The organism is Fusobacterium varium, assembly GCA_021531615.1.
Taxonomy (GTDB): Bacteria; Fusobacteriota; Fusobacteriia; order Fusobacteriales; family Fusobacteriaceae; genus Fusobacterium_A; species Fusobacterium_A varium_C.
Map to the genome: position 1 here is coordinate 1 of JADYUE010000047.1, position 17,566 is coordinate 17,566.

Annotated in this window: 15 protein-coding genes and 1 riboswitch; of the genes, 2 read left to right on the forward strand and 13 right to left on the reverse strand. The window is 26.2% G+C overall.

The window, feature by feature from the left end:
* Positions 1 to 156 precede the first annotated feature (156 nt).
* The 3 genes from I6E31_10975 to I6E31_10985 are packed head-to-tail and all read right to left on the reverse strand — an operon-like array spanning position 157 to position 3,885.
* Positions 157 to 939 carry a MurR/RpiR family transcriptional regulator gene (locus I6E31_10975; GenBank protein ID MCF2640484.1) on the reverse strand — a complete coding sequence of 261 codons (783 nt, stop codon included), beginning with the start codon at positions 937 to 939 and terminating at the stop codon, positions 157 to 159.
* A 16-nt stretch (positions 940 to 955) separates the two neighbouring features.
* A complete protein-coding gene (locus I6E31_10980; protein MCF2640485.1) occupies positions 956 to 2,530 on the reverse strand; it encodes a PTS transporter subunit EIIC in 1,575 nt (524 codons plus the stop codon).
* A gap of 14 nt (positions 2,531 to 2,544) precedes the next feature.
* A complete protein-coding gene (locus I6E31_10985) occupies positions 2,545 to 3,885 on the reverse strand; it encodes a 6-phospho-alpha-glucosidase (protein ID MCF2640486.1) in 1,341 nt (446 codons plus the stop codon).
* A gap of 277 nt (positions 3,886 to 4,162) precedes the next feature.
* Here I6E31_10985 and I6E31_10990 point away from each other — a divergent pair, with 277 nt between their 5' ends.
* The gene (locus tag I6E31_10990) at positions 4,163 to 4,951 is read left to right on the forward strand and encodes a 5'-methylthioadenosine/S-adenosylhomocysteine nucleosidase (protein ID MCF2640487.1); all 789 of its coding nucleotides are present in this window, start codon (positions 4,163 to 4,165) and stop codon (positions 4,949 to 4,951) included.
* A 273-nt stretch (positions 4,952 to 5,224) separates the two neighbouring features.
* Here the strand turns inward: I6E31_10990 and I6E31_10995 are convergent, their stop codons facing one another.
* The 9 genes from I6E31_10995 to I6E31_11035 form a co-directional block, all read right to left on the reverse strand.
* The gene (locus I6E31_10995; GenBank protein ID MCF2640488.1) at positions 5,225 to 6,448 is read right to left on the reverse strand and encodes a radical SAM protein; all 1,224 of its coding nucleotides are present in this window, start codon (positions 6,446 to 6,448) and stop codon (positions 5,225 to 5,227) included.
* Between the two features lie 15 nt (positions 6,449 to 6,463).
* Positions 6,464 to 6,715 (reverse strand): DUF2470 domain-containing protein, encoded by a 252-nt coding sequence (locus I6E31_11000; GenBank protein ID MCF2640489.1) that lies wholly within the window; start codon positions 6,713 to 6,715, stop codon positions 6,464 to 6,466.
* Positions 6,716 to 6,731: 16 nt separating this feature from the next.
* On the reverse strand, positions 6,732 to 7,544 hold the full coding sequence (locus I6E31_11005) for an ABC transporter substrate-binding protein (protein ID MCF2640490.1): 813 nt from the start codon (positions 7,542 to 7,544) through the stop codon (positions 6,732 to 6,734).
* Positions 7,545 to 7,554: 10 nt separating this feature from the next.
* Complete coding sequence (locus I6E31_11010) at positions 7,555 to 8,340, reverse strand: ABC transporter ATP-binding protein (protein ID MCF2640491.1); 786 nt, start codon at positions 8,338 to 8,340, stop codon at positions 7,555 to 7,557.
* On the reverse strand, positions 8,337 to 9,311 hold the full coding sequence (locus I6E31_11015; protein MCF2640492.1) for an iron ABC transporter permease: 975 nt from the start codon (positions 9,309 to 9,311) through the stop codon (positions 8,337 to 8,339). Before I6E31_11015 ends, I6E31_11010 begins: the two co-directional genes overlap by 4 nt.
* Positions 9,301 to 11,364, reverse strand: coding sequence for a TonB-dependent receptor (locus I6E31_11020; protein ID MCF2640493.1), 2,064 nt, complete (start codon positions 11,362 to 11,364; stop codon positions 9,301 to 9,303). Before I6E31_11020 ends, I6E31_11015 begins: the two co-directional genes overlap by 11 nt.
* 172 nt (positions 11,365 to 11,536) lie before the next feature.
* Positions 11,537 to 11,711: riboswitch (cobalamin riboswitch) on the reverse strand.
* Between the two features lie 249 nt (positions 11,712 to 11,960).
* The gene (locus tag I6E31_11025) at positions 11,961 to 13,361 is read right to left on the reverse strand and encodes a YfcC family protein (GenBank protein ID MCF2640494.1); all 1,401 of its coding nucleotides are present in this window, start codon (positions 13,359 to 13,361) and stop codon (positions 11,961 to 11,963) included.
* 14 nt (positions 13,362 to 13,375) lie between these two features.
* Positions 13,376 to 14,260 carry an EamA family transporter gene (locus tag I6E31_11030; GenBank protein ID MCF2640495.1) on the reverse strand — a complete coding sequence of 295 codons (885 nt, stop codon included), beginning with the start codon at positions 14,258 to 14,260 and terminating at the stop codon, positions 13,376 to 13,378.
* A gap of 5 nt (positions 14,261 to 14,265) precedes the next feature.
* On the reverse strand, positions 14,266 to 15,471 hold the full coding sequence (locus tag I6E31_11035; protein MCF2640496.1) for a M20 family metallopeptidase: 1,206 nt from the start codon (positions 15,469 to 15,471) through the stop codon (positions 14,266 to 14,268).
* Positions 15,472 to 15,641: 170 nt separating this feature from the next.
* Here I6E31_11035 and I6E31_11040 point away from each other — a divergent pair, with 170 nt between their 5' ends.
* Positions 15,642 to 16,253, forward strand: coding sequence for a helix-turn-helix transcriptional regulator (locus I6E31_11040; protein MCF2640497.1), 612 nt, complete (start codon positions 15,642 to 15,644; stop codon positions 16,251 to 16,253).
* A gap of 453 nt (positions 16,254 to 16,706) precedes the next feature.
* On the opposite strand, the gene I6E31_11045 is transcribed toward I6E31_11040, so the two are convergent.
* Positions 16,707 to 17,566: hypothetical protein (locus I6E31_11045; protein MCF2640498.1), on the reverse strand; the 860-nt coding region annotated here is incomplete at its 5' end.

Here is a 17,566-nt window from a genome sequence, read left to right on the forward strand (position 1 = left end):
ATATTATATATTATATTTTAAAATTATGGTAGTCATTTTTTATAAGTAAATTCTCAAAAAAATTTTACTTCATATTTTTCATCTATAATAAAAAGCTGGAAATATTTCTACTCCAGCTATATTATTAAACAATTAATATATTCTTTTTATTATTTACTATATATCCTCTTTTTCTGTATAATATAAATAAAGATAATTTATAATATAACTTATTGAAAATTCTTGAATTATGGGTGATTCAAATTCCTTATAGCTTAACTTAGAAACTAGCAATGTAATTTCATTATTAGTTTCCACATCTTGCCTTGAAGATATATATATTATTTTTATTTTCTTTTTTCTTAAAATATTTTTTATTCTATTAATTTGAAAATTATTATTTGAAAAACTTATAATAATTGCTAAATCATCAGAATGTATTTGACTAATTATATTATCTTGTGAAGAGATCGTTAAAGGACAAATAGTATTTTTCCCTAATCTCATAAATTTTTCACTTATATTTTGTGCAAAAATATTTGAAAAAGAAGTTCCAAAGAAAAAAATTTTTTTAGCTCTTTTTATCCAAAATATTGTTTTTCTAATATTTTCATTTTCATTAAGACAGCTTGTTTCTTGTAAAGCTTTAAATATATCATTCAAATAATTTTTCCCTGAGAATTTTTTTATATTTGGTTTTATAACTTCTTTTTCTTCTAAAAAATTATTATAAATTCTACAATCTTCTTTTAAAGTTTTAAAATCACTTCCATTAACTCTTTTACAAAATCTAGAAATAGTAGATATAGAAGTATTACATTTTTGAGCTAATTCTTTTATAGATATAGTTGGAATAATTTTATGATTATCTAAAATGTAATTAGCTATAATAACTTCTACTTTAGGATATAATTCATTATTATCTCTACACTTTTTTAAATTTGAAAAAAAAGAATACATATTAATCTCCTATTTTTTATTCATGCTTTAAATATTCTCTCATTTCTATCTTTAAAAGATTTGCTTTATTTCCATAAATAATTTGAATACCATTATCAACTAAAACTGCCCCACTAGCCCCTAAATCTTTTTCAAAAATTTTTATATCTTTAATTTTTGAATTATTTTCCAAAGTTAATCTAAGTCTTGTAAAACAAGCATCAACTTTCAATATGTTTTCTCTTCCTCCAACAGCTTTAATTATTTTATTTAAAAACTCTACTGAAACATTCTTATTTATAGAACTCTCTTTTATATCCTCTTCTATATCTCCATCAAAATTTTCTTCTCTTCCTGGAGTTTTTAAGTTTCTTTTTTCAATATATATTTTAAAAGTAAAATAGTATAAAACAAAATATATAGGACCGACTATTAAAAGATAATACCAATGAGAACCTTTATTTGAATTTAGTATACCATTAAATATAAAAGAAAGTAAAGGTCCTCCAAAACTTGATGGTCCAGGAATATTTATTTGAAGAATATAAGTTAAAATATATGCTATTCCAGCAAAGAATGAATGAATAATAAATAAACCAGGTGCTACAAATAAAAATGCAAATTCTAAAGGTTCAGTTATTCCCATTAAAGCGCATGGCAAAACAGCTGCTGTCATTAAAGCTGCTACTTTCTTTTTATTTTTAGGCAATGATGTTTTATAAATTGCTAGTGCCGCTCCAGGTAATCCAAACATTGCAAAAAGAACTTTACCATTCATTACAAATCTTGTAATATTTACATCAAATTTTGCTGTAGGAGAACTTAAAATAGCATTATAAATATTTACAGCTCCTTCAACCATAACTCCATCAATATTCATATATCCACCTAATTGTGTAAAGAAAAATGGTAAATAAATAAAATGATGTAATCCAAATGGAAGTAATAGTCTCTCTGATAAACCATATAAAAATGATCCACTTGCTCCTATTGAATTAATTATATCTGAAGATTTAATTAATAAATGTTGAATAGGTGGGAATATAAAAGCTAATAAAATTCCTAAGATACTTGAACATATAATTGAAAGTGCTGGTATAGCTCTTGTTCCATTAAAAATTGATAAAATTGCAGGTAATTGAATTTTATAAAATTTATTATGAATATATGCAATTAAAAATCCAACTAAAATCCCTCCAAATACCCCTGTATCTAAAGTTAAAACCCCTAATATTTGTTTTTGACCAATTAATAAATTTTTGGGATCCAAATCTCCTGTAAAAATCAAGAAACTTCCTAATATAGTATTCATTGTCATATATCCTAAAAAACCACTAAGTGCAGCAGTTGCCTTTTCACTTTTAACAAAACCATAAGATATACATATTGCAAAGATCACAGGAATATTATTATTAACAACATTTCCTGCATCTTTTAAAATATTAAAAAAAATAGTTATATGTTTTAAAAAAGGAAAAATTTCTAAAATTTTTGGATTTGTAAATCCACTTCCTATCCCAACCAAAATTCCAGCTATTGGTAATATTAAAACTGGTGCCATTAGAACTTTTCCCAATTTTTGAAATTCACTAAATAGTCTATTCTTATTCATATATTCCCCCTAAATTAATAAGATTCTTTTTCTAATTTTGGCCAAAATTCACCATTTGCTTCTATTAAGTCATCTAAAATTGCTCTAGCTACATTTGTTGATGGAATTGTTTTATTTATTGCTATTGCTTGAAGAGCTTTATCATATGAATTTTCAAAATAAGCATCAACAGCTAATTTTTCAGAAGCAGCCTGATTTTCTATTAAGCCTTTATAAAAAGTTGAAATAGGTTTTCTTGCTATTGGCTCTGGTCCCCAACTTCTTAAATAAGCTGGTACTTCTACCATAGTATCAGCTGAAATATTTGGAATAGCGCCATTATTCTCTACAATAACTAAATATCTATATCCTTTATTATAGGCAATTGACACAGCTGCATCCACTATAAAATCTCCAAAAACAGTAAATTCTTGTACTGGGCTTTTATATTCCGAAGGATTAGCTAAATATTTATGATATTCTTCTATCATCTCTTTTTCTCTTCCATTGATTACCATATCTGCTCTAGTATAGTTAGGATCCATTTTTTTAACTATATCTGAAGAATACAAATAGTATTGTAAATAGCTGTTAGGTAAATATTCTGGGTAATCTTTTATTATTTCAGCATATTGCTTCCATGTTTTTTGCCAATCTTTATCTTTATGATGTCTATCACTACATGCTGTCATTCCATTAGTTAAAATCATTTCTCTTAACTCTGGTAATCTATCTTTTCCAGTTTTATCATAAAGAGCTGTAAACCATCCGAAATGATTTAATCCAAAGTATTCTGGATCCAATTCTGTCCAATCTTTTAAGCCCAACATTTTGCTATAAGATAATAAAATTGCTACTGGCATATCACATATATTCAAAATTCTTTCATTTTTAAATTCTCTTCTTGTTGCTTCGGCTACAACTGCAGCTGGATTTGAATAATTTAATATCCAACAATTTGGAGAATATTTTTTAGCTTGTTTTATTATTTCTATAACAGCTGGAATTGATCTAATTCCATAAGAAATTGATCCTCCAGGACCACAAGTTTCTTGTCCTACAACTCCATATTTTAACGGAATTTTTTCATCAAAACTTCTCATTTTTAGTCCACCTTGTCTTATTTGAGCAAAAACAAAATCAACATTAGTAAAAGCTTCTTCGTAATTAGAAGTAGAAATTACTTCTAAATTATCATAAGTTTCATTTATAAATTGGGACATAATTGATTTAACCATATTCATTCTTTCTTCATCAATATCAAACAAAATTAATTTTTTTAATGGGAACTCCTCTTTTTTTTGCAATAAACTTTGAATTATTCCTGGTGTATGTGTACTTCCTGCTCCTGCAATTACAACTGTATTTTTTTTCATTTTTTTCCTCCTTTTTCGTTCAATAAGTAAATTTATAATACTAGTATCATAACATACTAAATTTTATAAAGTTTATTATTTTCATTTTTTGAAAATTTTTTAACTAATTCCTATTTTTTTATTAATAAGAATATACTTTAATATATAAATAGTTTTTTTTATAATAGTAAAACTTATAAAAATATTAGAAAATAATTTAATAAAAAAACTTGATTATTTTCTAACTTAAATATATAATGTACTAATTATATATTTATTATTCAAAAGGAGAGATAAAATGAAAAAAATAATATTAGGACTTTTCATGTTAACAACATCATTGTTTGCAAAAGAAACAATATTAGTACAAGGAGCTATGGATATTGAAACTGAATATCTTATTAAAGCTCTTTCAAATCCAGTAAAAGAACAAATAGCGTCTTGGACTTTCTGGAAGGGAGAAATAGGAAATAAAACTGTTATAGTATCAAGAACTGAAATAGGTATAACAAATGCTTCAGCTGCTACTACAATTGGTATAATGAAATATTCTCCTAATCTAATAATTAATCAAGGAACTTCTGGTGGACATGATCCTAAATTACATGCTGGAGATATAGTTTTAGCAGAAAAAATTATTAATATAGGAGCTGTTAGAACTGAAAGAAAAGAATATGGAATACCAGCAGATGACAAAGATGGAATATTTTTTGAAGATGTTCAAAGAATTAGAGATTCTAAAGGAAATACTGTTGACTATCCTTATTTTTCTAGCGAAAAGAAAATTATAGACATCGCAAAAAAAATAGACTATAAAAATGGAAAAATTGTAGTAGGAACTATTGGAACTGCTGACCAATGGAATAGAGAACTTGAAAGAATTAAATTTATCCATGAAAGATACAATACTTCAGCTGAAGAGATGGAAACTGTTGCAGCTGCGCAAGTTGCTAAAGCATTCAATATTCCATTTATGGGAGTTAGAATTCTTTCAAATACAGATATTCATAATGAAGATTTTAATCCTCAAACTGCTATTTGGTGTCAAGAATATACAGTTGAACTTATTAAGAAATTAGATTTATAAATTTATATAAGAGTATAAATAGTTTTGTTATTTATACTCTTTATTTTTATAGGACTTTAAATTGAAACTTTTTTTCTTATAGAAATTTAATTTGAAAAAATTATTATAATATAAATATAAAAAATTCAGATAAAATCAAAAGGATTAATTTCTGCAAAACACAATATGAAGAAAGCTTGAAAGATAGAGATCTTTCAAGCTTATAAACAAATTAAAATCTTAATAATCAAGAGATAATAAATGTATAAAATTATTTATACTCTCATATTCTATTTATATTAAACATAATTTTAAGATTTCATAATCAATAGAGTGACCATAATATATTCCATCATTAGTTAAAGTAACAATATCATTTTCAATAGTTAAGTAACCCTCTTGAGAAAAATCAAGTAATTTATTATATATTTCTAAATATTTATCTGGAAAAATATTCTTTATAGAATTTAAATCAATAATAGGATATTGAAATAATCCATAAAGAAGCTTTAATTTTATTTCAAAAGGAGTGTATAGACTATAAAATTCCATAAATTCATTTAATTTATATATTCCAATATTATTGAGATTTCCTCCTGCACCAATACCTATTGGTAATAGATCTTTTCCTGAATTTACAAAATTGATATATCTATATTCATCATTTATGGCTACTTTTCCATTTTCAATAAGCTTATATCCACCTTTTTTTAGTTCTTCAACAAGTAAATTATGATATTTTTTATTTCTTTCTTCATCTCTAATAAAAGTTGTTTTTTTATTTTTAATATCGTTAAAAATTTTAGCACCTTCATAAATTATAAGAGTACAAAAACTAACACTATCAACTTTTAATTCAATACATCTTTGAGCATCGTGTATAATATCTTCTTCAGTTTCATAGGGATAATCATAGATTATATCTATACAAACTTTTCCTTTAAAATTATTTTGAATCTCTTTTATACGTCTTATAGTTTCATCTTCAGAATAAGTTCTATTTAAAAGAGTTCTTCCTTTATTAGAAAAAGTTTGAATTCCTAGACTTATTCTATTGATACCATATTTTTCTAAAATTTTTAATTTTTTTAAATTCAAATTATGAAGAGTACTTTCAAATGTCCATTCATAGTCTTGAGATAAAGAAAAATTGTCTTTAAAAGCTTCAAGAAGCTTTATAAGTTGCTCTTCTGAGTAAATTGTAGGAGTTCCACCACCCCAAAATACAACAGAAAATAATTTGTTTCTTATGTAGTTAGTTTTACCATATTTATTAAATTCTTTAATTAAAAGTTCTGTATAATCTTCCATATTAGATTGACAGAACTTTCTATTCATATTGCAAAAAGAACATAATTTGTCACAATAAGGAGTATGTACATAAATCCCACCTTCATTATCTTCAGGTGATGTGTTTAAAAAATCTAAAAATTCTTTTTTAGTCAAAGCTTCTTTTGGTAAAGATTTAAAAATTTCATTTTGAATTTCATGATGTGTATCCAATCTTTTTTTAAACATAATTTATATCCCCACCTATTTTTGTAGATTTTTTCTAGCTTCTCTACTCATTTCTATTAAGACATCTTTTAACTCTTCAAGAGGAACAGTTTTTCTAAAAGACACTTCTATTATCTTTTTATTATTAACTTCTATTGTCATATAATTTTCATTAAAATCTAATAATTTAGCTTCATTGACATTTTTTTCTTTTCCAAAATATTCAGCATACATTTTTACTGATTCAGAATGATCTTTGTTCATATGGTTAATTATCATATTTTTCATTGTTATACCTCCAAAATTATCTTATATTTTCTAATTTTTTAGATAATTCTTCAATACCTTCTAACATTCTTGGAGAATTTCTATATATAAGTTCAGCATTAAAAATAAAAATATTATTATTTTTGCCAGCATTTGTATATTCTAACATGGGAATAGATTTTTTTAATTGTTCAATAGAGGCAACTGTCATAATTCCAGCTACAAAATCTGGATTTTCTTGTATAATAAATTCTGGATTTATAATAGGTTTTGTTCCTTTTAACGAAGCACCTATATTTTCAATTCCAAGAACTTTCATAATATCTCCAGGTAAATTTTCATTATTAAAAGCCATCAAGGGAGTAGTAGAGTAAATAAAGATACCTTTAATATTTTTATCTTTAAAGTTAGGAAAAGAATTTAATTTTTCTTTTTGATTATTGATTATTTTTTCAGCCTCTTTTTCTTTTCCAACTAAAGTAGCAAATTTTTTTATATTATTGGAAATATCATCGATTCTTTTAGTAGAAAAAGATATAACATTTATATTTCTTTTTTGAAGCTCTTCTATAGGAAAATTTACCCCCTCATTAACTATTACTAAATCAGGATTTTCAGCTATTAATTTTTCAATAGATGGTCTAAAAGCATTTCCCATTTTTTTTATATTTTTACTTTTTTCTTCTGGATATACAGAAGCATTACCTATCTGCCCAAGTCCGATAACCCTGTCCTCTACATTTAAAAGACAAGCTACTTCAAACATAGAGGGAGCCATAATTATAATTCTATTATATTGAGCAAAAGAGATACTATAAATAAGCAAAAAAAGAATGATTATTTTCTTCATATAAATCCTCCTATTTTTTTGGAATAACATACTTTATATTATTTTTTTCTAAGATTTCACATTTAAAATTATAGATTTCCTCAAAGATATTCTCTTTAAAAAGAGCAATTGTACTGTCATGATATATAACCTTTCCTTCTTTCATAAAAACTATTTCATCACAAAATAGAGAGGCTAGATTTAAATCGTGGATTACTATTAAACATATTAAAGAGTTTTCCTTTACAATTTTTTTTATAATATTCATTATCTCAATAGAATAATGAATATCTAAAGCACTTGTAGGTTCATCTAAAAGAAGAATATCTGGATTATTAACTAAAGCTCTTGCAAGAAATACCCTTTGTTGTTCTCCACCAGACAATTTATTAATATCTATATATCTAAATTTTTCAATTTTAAATCTTGCTAATTGTTTATTTATATCATCATAATCTTGATTAGAAAATCCTTTCCACATATTTTTTAATTGTGAAACCTTTCCCATTGTAATAACTTCTTCAACAGAAAATCCATCTACAAGTTGAGATTTTTGTGGAATAAATCCAAATATTTTAGCTCTTTCATTGGGAGAAAGATTAATAATATTTTTTTCTAAAGAGTCAGTTTTGAATATTATCTCTCCAGTAACAGGATGCAAAAAATTAATAATGTTTTTTAATAAAGTACTTTTCCCACAACCGTTCATTCCCATAATACCTATTACTTTTTTTTCTTGAAATTGTAGGTTGATATCTTTTAAAACTTCTTTATTTCCATAATTAAAATTAAGATTATTGATTGTAAGTATTTTCATACTTTCCTCCTTTTGAAAGCTAAAAATAGGAAGAAAGGTGCTCCTAAAAAAGCAGTAATAACTCCAATTGGAACTTCAGTAGGTTCAATAATAATACGAGCTATAGTATCTGATATAAGTAAAAGGAGTCCCCCTAATAACATTGCTAAAGGGATAACTTTTCTATTTGAATTTTTTACTAAGAGTCTAACTATATGAGGAATAATAATTCCTACAAAGCCTATCATTCCAGTAAAAGCTACAGAAAAACCTACAATTAAAGAGGAGATTACCAAAAGTTTTAATTTTAATTTTTTAGTATCAATTCCCATAGCAAATGCTTCCTCTTCACTACATAAAAGAAGATCTAATTCAAATCTTTTTATATAAAAATAGAAACTTGAAAATATAAGTGGAAGAAGTAAAATAGCTATTTTTTCCCAAGAGGAATAGCCCAAATATCCCATAGTCCACATAATAATTTTAAATGAATCTTCTCCTATAAAATAAATTGCAAAAGATGTGAAGGCTCCTAAAAGAGCAGAAATTGCAATACCTATTATAAGAAGATTTGAAACATTTGTATTTGAAGTAAAATTTGAGATTTTAAAAATTATAATAGATGTAATTAAACTACAAATGAAACCAAAAATTCCATATGTTGATTCAGAAAAATTCAGTATATAGGCAAGTACTGCACCAAAGGTAGCAGATGAAGATATTCCTATAATATAAGGGTCAGCAAGGGAATTACGAAAAACAGTTTGTGTAATAGTTCCTGATCCAGCTAACATCATTCCTATTAATATAGATGTAATTATTCTAGGAAATCTAATATTAAAAAGTATTACTTTTAAAGGATTATTTTCTTCAGAAAAAGCAAGTTCAATAACTTCTTTAAAAGTTATATTTATACTTCCAAGAGTTAAAAAATAAAATGAAGCTATAACCGTAGTAACTACGGTTATAGCTAGTAAAAATCTATATTTCATATCTAAATCCTATATAATAGTTTCTTTCTGGAGCTGGGATATATGCTCCTGTAACTCTATAATCAGGCTTCATCATAGAACCAAAGTTTTTTTCTGCTCCATCATCTTGAGATAGATAATATTTTTCATTAAAGATATTATTTACCCCTCCTATAATAGTTAATCCATTTTCAAAGGCATATCTTGCTGACCAGTCAACAGTTATATAACCATTTTTATAACCTTTATCTCTAGCAGGTTTTTTTGAGCTAGGAGTTGTCCAACCATTAAATGATTTAGAATAATAGTTGGCAACTAAGTCAGATGATAATTTTTCTGTAAATTGATAGTTAGCTCCTAAAGTTCCTCTCCATTTAGAAACATAAGGAATATCTTCACCTTTTTTCTCTCCTTTACTAATTTCAGCATCTATATAAGTAATAGATTGGTTTAAAGTTAATTTATCAAAATATTGTTCTGAATAAAGTTCAACTCCATATCTTTTAGTTTGATCTAAATTTTCATATTCCCATACAGGACCAATTTTTCCTTTAATTTCAGAATTTTTAGAAATTTCATCAGCTGTTTGAGAATAAAAAGCTGTAGCAGCAAAATAAGCATTACCTATTACATCTTTTACTCCAATTTCAAAGTTATCTGTTTTTTCCTCTTTTAAATTATTTATAACATAAAAAGCTTCATACTTTGGTCCCATAGGTCCCATACCCAAAAATTTATATCTTTTATCAAAAAATTCATTAGGTGTAGGAGTAGTAAAGCTTCTTTCATATTTAATATATGTATTTCCTGTATCTGAATATAGATAGTTTAAACTTGCTTCATAAGCATAATTTTCTAAATTTATATTATCTTGAAGTCTTTTGTTTTGTTTATCATTAGATTCTAAATCATATTTAGAAAATTCTCCTCTTAACCCTAAATTAAATTGTAGCTTATCAGAAATATTATATCTATTTAAAATATATAGAGAATTAGTATCTTTAGATATATCATATCTATTTCCACCCATAACTCCATCTCCATAGCTATTAGCTTCTTCTCTTAAAAAATCATAACCTAAAATTAAATCTCCTTTGCTATAAGCATACTTTCCTTTAATATTTGCTCCAGTTTTCTTTTCTTTAGTCCAAAATGTTGATAAGCTTTTGTCTACATTTTGAAGCTGTTTATCATGAGAGTTTTCAATAAAAGCATTAGTTGAAATTTCAAGATTTCCTAAATCAATAGCATGACCAATTAAATAGTTTTCCTTATTTAAGTGTCCATCTCTAAAGTTATCAGGATCTGTTTGTCTTCTATCTTCGTTTAGTTCTTTTCTAGTAAGAGATCCATATTTTCTATAGTTTTCAGAATATTTCTCTAATTTTAAAGTTAATTTTTGATTGTCGGCTAATTGATAATTAAATCTACCAGTAAGGTTATCACTTTGAGTTTTTTCGTTATCTCTATATCCATTAGAGTTTCTTCCAGAATAACTTAAATTAGCTGATAATTTATCAGTAAGTTGTACTCCAACAGTAGTATCTAATTTTCTATTATCATAAGAACCATAGCTACTATCTACAACAGCATAGTTTCCAGTTTTATTTGTAGTTACAATATTTATAAAACCTCCGCTAGCTCCATTTCCATAAAGAACTCCACCACCACCAGGAACAATTTCAATTTTTTCAATTTGATCTACTGGAATATTATTTACAGGGAATGCACATTCAGTCCCATATAACATATTCATCATATTAACAGGGATACCATCAACTAGAATTTTAACTCTATTTGAAGCTCTATTTCCTTGTCCTCTTAAGTCAAAGATTACTCCATAGTCTGTATTAACAGTTTGAACAAAAGGCGAATCTTTTAAAACTTCTTCAACACTTGAATAATTTTTCTTTTGAATATCTTGTTTAGTGATAACATTAATGTTTTTAACTTCATCTTTAACTTTTGTTTCAAATCCTGTAGTTGAAATTACAGTTTCATCAAGTCTGATAGAATTTTCAGCATAAGCTGTAGAGATTGCAATTAAACTCATAAGCAATAAATATTTTTTCATTTTCCCTCCAAAAAAATAAAAAATTTAAAAATTTTGTTAATTATTTTCAAAAAATAAAAAAACTGATAATAATTAACAAAATAGCCGCTTACAAGCCCCCTTAAATTTTGTTTTTTATCAGTAAAATGAAAGAATATAAAATTTTACAATTTATCTTTTTTCCCACCGAAAAAATAAAAAACTAGAATTAGGTAAGTCTCCTGACTTGGTTTCATCCTACTTCCTACCTTCCCAGAAAAAATCCAGTGGTAATTGGTTTCGTCCACCTTACAGTAGCGGGGGCTGTGTGGGCTTTTCACCCATCTTCCTCTATTAAGCTTTAAAGCACCTAATACTATATTATCTTCAACAATAGTACACTTTTTATAAAAAAAAGTCAAATTATTTTTTAAAACAAAAACATAATAAAGGTAAAAACATCTATTTTTTCAATTTTTTATAAAACAGTAATCGTCAATTTGATGGTTACTTCTTTATAATATAATAAATATAAAAAACTGCTCCCAGAATCTTAGAAAAATAAGATAAAGGATGCAGTTTTTTATTTAAACTATAAATTTATTTATTATTAATTATTTGTTTAATTTTCATTTTACTTAGAACGGACCATAATTTATTAAAACAGAAATAGTAATCATTATAAATTGTAAGATAACCATTATTATAAATAAAGGAGTCATAAACTTATACCATTTTTCAATAGGAAGCCCCATTAATCCACATTCAGTAGTAACAACTGTTGGCCAAAACATGTTAGAGAAACCATCTCCAAATTGGAAAGCTAGAACAGCTATTTGACGATTCATACCAATGGCATCAGCTAAAGGTACCATTATAGGCATTGAAGTAGCTGCTTGACCTGAACCTGAAGGAATAAAAAAGTTTATAATATTTTGAGCTATAACCATTCCAATAGCAGCTATACTTGTAGATAAGTTAGTTAATCCACTAGAGATATAATAAACAAATGTATCAATAATTTTACCTTCATCCATGATAATAGTTAAAGATCTAGCTATTCCTACAACAAGTGCTCCGAAAATAACATCAGAAACAGCTTCTACAAAGAAATTAGCTATTTGACTTAAATTGAACCCACCAATAAGTCCGATGGCTATAGTCATAATTAAGAAAAGTGTAGATAATTCAGTTAGATACCATCCTAGTTGGCTAGTTCCATATACAAGTCCTGCAATTGTGCAAACAAAAAGCATCATAATAAGTTTATGTTTACCAGTAAAAGGTAATTTTTCCATATCTTCTCTTGTCATACCTTCAGAGATTTTGAATTTTACACCTTTTACAATAGAAGCTTCAGGATTAGCTTTTACTTTTTTAGCATAATGCATTAAATATAGAATAGCAGTTCCTTGGAAAACAATGAAACATATTATTCTAAATCCAATACCTGAACCTATAGGTAACCCTGCTATTCCTTGAGCAATTCCAATACTGAAAGGGTTTAAAGTAGCAGCAGCAAAACCAGTAACAGTTCCTAAAACAACAGCAGCTCCTCCAACAAGACCATCATAACCTAAAGCAATTGCAATTCCAATAAAAGCAGGTAAAAGTCCATAAACCTCTTCATATAAACCAAAAGTTGAACCGCAGATACCAAACATTATCATAAAGAAAGGTAAAATAAAAGCTTCCTTACCTTTGAATTTTTTAATTAAAGCCCCCATAGAGCCATAGAAAGCTCCTGTTTTAATTAAAAGAAAAACAAATCCATAAGCAAAGAAAATAAAGAAGATAATATCAGAAGCACTAACCATTCCTTCAACAATAGCCATAAACATTCTGAAAGGTGATACAGGAGATTGCTCAATAAATTTAAATGAACCTTGAACAACCATGGTTCTCCCTAACTCAGCATCTTCAATTCTATCAAAGCTTCCAGCAGGGACAATATAAGTTAAAATAGTGATAATCGCTAATAATATTCCAATAATTACATAGGTATGAGGTACCTGAAATTTTTTCTTTTTTAACTCCATTTAAATAACTCCTTTTAATTTTTTTCTTTATCTTGCATTTTTATTAACAAGATTCCTATTATTATTAAGATAATACCAATAATTTTCCAAATAGATATTTGCTCATTAAGAAACATTATTCCAAACATTGTAGCAGCAGGAATTTGAAGAAGAGTTATTATTCCTGCTTTTGTTGCAGATATATAATTTAAAGATTTTATAAATAGTAAGTGGCAAAGCAAAGTTGGCACAACTGCAAATAATATACTAACAAGAAAATTTGCAGTTAATTTATGATAAGTTATGAAATTTCCTACATTTAAGAATGGTAGTAGCATAATAACCACTATTACAAAACTATATATCATTACTACATTAGGATTGTTATTTCCAGAAATTGATTTACTGATTATAGGATATAAACCAAAACATATTCCAGAAAGAAGTCCATATATTACTCCTAAAAAATTAAACTCTAAATTAATAATGGAACCATTTGTAACTAAAATTATAGTTCCAATAGCTGTTAAAATCAAAGCATTAATCTTTCCTTTATTTAACTTTTCTTTATATAAAATTCTTGAAAAAATCAAAGTGAATACAGGACCTAAACTCATTAGAAGAGTAGCAACAATTACTCCACTTTTTTCAATTGAAAGGAATAGAAAAACATTAACTAATCCCTGAGCTACTATTCCCATTAATGCAGCTGTTTTTAAAGAGCCTAAAGAGATTTTTAACTCTTTAATTCCTTTAGTGTAAATGATATGTATAATTCCAGCGATAAATGCAAAAAGCATTCTAGCAGTTATAATATCATAGACTCCCATGTTATATTTAGACATTTCAGCAAAGAAAAGTCCAACAGTTCCCCAACCAATTCCAACTAAAATAGCAAATATATATCCTTTTAATTCCATTGAAATTACTTCCTTTTTAAAATATCAAATTCTTCTTTTATACTTTTTAAAATCATATTATCTAAGGAAATATCAAGAGCAGTTCCTACCATTGCTTTTACAGATTTATGTAGTTTATCATAAGCTTCTTCTGAGTTTGTATATTTTAAATAAGCTTCATCATGTACAAAACAAACTTCATCTATATTAAGGGCTAATTCAGTATACATAGTTGGACAAACTTGGCTAACATTTCCTATATCAGAAGAACCAGTAGCTCCTTTACCACCTTCTAGAAATTTATTAACTCCTACATTTTCTAGATTTCTTCTCATAAGGTTTTGTAAAGATGAAAGATTTAAAAGATTATCAAATGAATTTTCAAATTTTTCAAAATGTACCTCAGCTCCAGTCATTAAAGCAGCACCTTTAGCACAATTTGCAACTTTTTCTGTAAGAGAATTTAAATAATTTCTATTAGCAGCACGAATGTGGAATTTTGCTTCAGTAAAATCAGGAACAGTGTTAGGAGCATCTCCACCATAAGTAATAATTCCATGAATTCTAGCATCTGGAGTTATGTGTTGTCTAAGAGCATTTATACCAGCAAACATTAACTGAACAGCATCAAGAGCATTTATTCCTTTTTCTGGATGAGAAGAAGCGTGAGCTGCTTTTCCTGTAAATTGGAATTTAATACAATCAATAGCTAGTGTTTTACATTCTAAATTATTATTACTTTCTAAGTGCATTTGTAATACTACATCAATATCATCAAAAGCATTTGCTTCTACCATATTAACTTTTCCACCAATAGTTTCTTCAGCAGGTGTTCCTATAACTACAATCTTTCCTTTAAAATCTTCTTTTAATTTAGATAGAACTATAGCAGCTCCGCAAGTTCCAGCAGCTATCCAGTTATGTCCACAAGCATGGCCAGGAACTTTATCAGGACCATATCCAGGAAGTGCATCGTATTCAGCAAGAAATGCTATACTAGGACCTTCTCCACAAGAAAACTCAGCTCTAAATGCAGTAGGTAGATCACAATAATTTTCAATAATTTCAAATTCATGTTGTTTTAAAGTTTTAGTAAGAAATTCAACTGACTTAAACTCTTCAAATCCCAATTCAGGATTTTTAAAAATATAATCTGAAATGTTTTCAATTTCAGTTTTTAGTTGATTCTCAATTTCATACCCTCTTTTTTTGATAGATTCAATAGTATTCATTACTCCCCCTTAGTCTTTTCCTAATTTTAATCGCGATTAATTTATAATATTGGTATAACTCATAAAACCAATTTTGTCAATAAGATATTTGTTTTTTTTAAAATAAAATGCTATTATATTAAAAAGAAATATATTAAAATAAAACATTTTATTTTGAAAGGATGAAATTTATGAAAGGTATAAATAAAATTTTTATTTCAGCAACTATAGAATTAATAAAAGAAATTGGAATTACAAATGTTAGTATAAGAAAAATAGCAGCTAAAACAAATATGAATAGTGCTAATATATATTATCATTTTGACAATCTAGATCATCTTTTGGGATTAGCTTCAATCTATTTTATTCAAGAATATGTACTAGAGGTATCGGAAAAAGTAAAAATAGCTAAAAATTCTTTTGAAGAGTATATGATAATTTGGGAGTGCTTTGCTCATTATGCTTTTTTAAGTCCTAACTTATATAGAAGAATATTTTTTAAATTGACAAAAGATTATAACCTGTTTGAAGAATTCTATAGTTATTTTCCTGAATATAAAGAAAAATTGAATATTGATTATTTAGAAATATTTATGAAAGATAATATATATGAAAGAAATAAAACTTTATTGAAGAAAGTAGTTAAAGATGAAAAAAATGTAGATATTTTAAATGAAATACATCTTTTATTGTTTAAAGGATTATTGGAAGAAATTGAATTAATTAAAGAAACTTCTACTTTAAAATGTGAAAATAAAATGAAAGATTTTTTAATTCTCACACTTACACCATATATAATTTAACCTTTCATAAAGATTTAGTTTTTTTATATTAAAATATATATTATCAATAAATAAATTTTAATATATTTTTAATACTATTATTAAAAACATATTAAATAATTAATCGTATAAAAAACTATAATTTTAGAGAGTTTCTATTGCTATAATCTATAAAATAAATTTATAATTTTCTTATATCTTTATAAACTTATGATATAAAATCAACAATTTGCAACAGTCTTATTTTTATTTTACCTTTTATCTAATCTTTTGTTTAATATTTAATAAAGAGATAATCTAATATGCTCTTGTTCTTTATTTTCTTCGCCCCTCATTTATTGGTAATAATAAAAATTCCAATATAATCTTAACATAAAAATCTATTGCCTTTAAAATTATAATTTCCTTGAATCTAAAAAAGTCCCTCTATCTTAGAGATTTAAGATAGAGGGAAATATATATTATTATTTTTATCTAATCTTTATTATAAAATTTATTATATAATAAATAGTAAACTGATGCAGACCAACTAAAGTTAGAGCAGTGTAATCCCTCTCCAGTTTCAGGGTTATAATTTTCTCTAATTGCTCCACCTTCCATTAAACCTTCTGAATGTTCAAATAGCTTAACTGTTAATTCTTGTGCTTCTTTTTTATATCCATAATTATCTAAACCAATAACTCCAAAATATGCTTGGTCAAGCCAAACTGGCCCTCTCCAATACTTAGTTGGATTGTATTTAGGGTTATCTTTTGCAGCTGTTGGGAATGGTAAATAAGTATTCATAACGTTTTCATCTAAAATATTTTTTACAACCTTATCTGCTTTTTCTTTATCTGCTGCATTTGCCCATAATGGAATATATCCTTCAGTTCCCTTTCCTCTGTTTACTAAAAGTTTAGTGTTGCCCTCTTCATCAAATTGTAAATCATAGTAGTATCCAGTTACCTCATCAAACATCTTATCATTTATATACTCTTTTAATTGAGCTGCTGATTTATAGAAGTTTTCACTCTCTTCTTTTTCTCCAAGAATTTCAGCCATTTGAGCTAGATCTATTTTTTCAGCATATAGGAAAGAGTTCAGATCAACAGATTCTTGGTTGATAGAATATCCTATTAATTTACTGTTTTTATCTTTATTTTCAAATACTTTTACTCCTATATCATCTTTTCCATATCCTTCAACATCAAATCTAACTGCATTATCCATTCCGCTTTCCCATGCTGCTGCAAGTATAATCTCTTCAGGAGAATTATTAAATCTGTGAACCATTCCTCCATATTCAGCTACACCATTTTTATTGTGATCTCTATTTGTATACCACCATTCAT